The sequence below is a fragment of the Paenibacillus sp. P4_A7 genome (assembly GCF_056402455.1).
Map to the genome: position 1 here is coordinate 1 of NZ_JBFUHJ010000705.1, position 1,823 is coordinate 1,823.

Below are 1,823 nucleotides of genomic sequence, written 5' to 3' on the forward strand. Positions count from 1 at the left end.
ATATGAATATAAACAAACTCGCCTTCAACTGGTTGAAAAACTTTTAACTGAGCCTGACGTTGCTGCTAAACATGTTACTGCAGGTGGAGTAGAAATTTGCCCACATACTGGCACACCCTATTCTCTGCTTTACATCATTCACGAATTTAACGATCACGACAATCATCATAGAAATCAAATTTTAACGGTAATATAGCTCTTTCCGCTAACGGGCAGGATAGTTCAATCGCTTCACGAATATTTTCAATATGGAATTATAGTGAGGTGGCTATTTTGAGATTGAAGAAACCATTATGGATTACATTTATTTTGGTATTTCTAATAGGTGCTTATATCGTGGCATCAACAACTTTCATTAATGAAAAAGCCTATTTGAAAAGGGCTTGGGATGAATCTAATCATAATAAACACATTATTAATTGGCAGGAAGGCGAAATATCTATTAACTCTCTACAAGAAAAAAATATCAAGCAATTGTTTATTCCTAAACGAAACACGTTTGCAAATATTAATCGTAGTTTATTATGGATTAACGGTAATAAAGCTGTTCGTGTACTGTTTCATACCGATAATGAAGGTTTAATAGGTCCCATAACAGTTTATTTTAATCCTTTTACGAAACAAGTAATTGGTTATGATGTAAATGAATGAGGAGAAGCGATTAAGCTAACGAGGAACTTTAGTTGAATGATACACATTGATGAGCAGGCGCTGCGGTAACCTGTTCATTTGATAAAGCTAACAGGCGGATATACTCAATAAAAAAACGTATTATAGAGTGGGGGCTAATAAGTGTATCTAAGATTCCATGGTAATTATTCCAGTCCTAAAACAAAACAACCTTATGGTATATGTTGTAATTTATCACTTATATCATGATGAGAAGCTTTCTGAAAGTGACAGCAAACTTTATCTGGACACCAAAGAATGGCTTGAACAAAATCTACCCAACCCGCCTTATCATGATGATAACAATTCAGTTAATGCTGTGACTTGGTTTAAAAATGTTGATAAGGTAAAAGACATGTTAATACGCTTGGAACCTTTTCTTAAAATTGCAGAAAAATATAAGATTGAAATTTTTCTATTGAAGTAACGGGCAAATTAGTATATTGGTGAGGGGGCAACCTTATGTATGAAAGATTACTTTTAGCAAGTGGAATGCCGCTTTTAATTATTTTTGGTTATCCTGCTCTTATGAAGACTGATAGTCCTGAATATTACAGGTACGTCAGTTTTATGGGGTTCACTCTAATTTGTATATATTTTTTTATTCGATATAGACGTAATAAAAGAAAAGATTGAGTTAACGAGGAACGTTAGTTCAATAAAGCACACATTCCTGGAGGTTACGATGAAAACTAATAAAGCAATGTCTGAGTTGCTATTGAGGACTAGTCCTTCAGGGACATGTAACTATCCAGAGAAATCATTTATCATTGTAGTGAGTTGTGATGTTGATGGTTCGGAAGCTGTAATTCGTTTTTATCTATCAAGAACGGATGAGCCTTCGTGGCTTAATGAAAACAACCTCGAAAACTATAAACATGAAGCAATACTCTTTCTAAAGGTGTCCCAATAGTATCAAGCTAACGGGCAGGATAGTTTAAGTGCGTCAAGTTAAGTCATGTCATTTAGCAGGTGGAAATCCTGCTTGGGAAGACTCTAGCCAGGTCACCAATAGCGAGTCTTGGAGCTTTAAGGGTAACCTTACGGTTTAAGCGTAGACAGTCAGATAGTAGGCCGTGTGATTGAGCCTCGAAAGAACTGCAAAAATGGGAAGGTCGACGGATTTTAAACTCTCGGAAGACTACAGGATAAGC

3 protein-coding genes and 1 pseudogene are annotated in these 1,823 nt (G+C 35.7%); all 4 read left to right on the top strand.

Going from position 1 to position 1,823, the window contains the following annotated elements; all coding sequences use genetic code 11:
• Positions 1-196, top strand: a pseudogene (locus AC1DWN_RS33180) (DinB family protein); the annotation flags it as partial.
• Between the two features lie 83 nt (positions 197-279).
• Complete coding sequence (locus tag AC1DWN_RS33185; protein ID WP_477563093.1) at positions 280-651, top strand: hypothetical protein; 372 nt, start codon at positions 280-282, stop codon at positions 649-651.
• Positions 652-808: 157 nt separating this feature from the next.
• Entirely contained in the window at positions 809-1,096 is a 288-nt protein-coding gene (locus AC1DWN_RS33190; RefSeq protein WP_477563094.1) for a hypothetical protein, read from the top strand.
• A 258-nt stretch (positions 1,097-1,354) separates the two neighbouring features.
• Entirely contained in the window at positions 1,355-1,582 is a 228-nt protein-coding gene (locus AC1DWN_RS33195; protein WP_477563095.1) for a hypothetical protein, read from the top strand.
• Positions 1,583-1,823 lie beyond the last annotated feature (241 nt).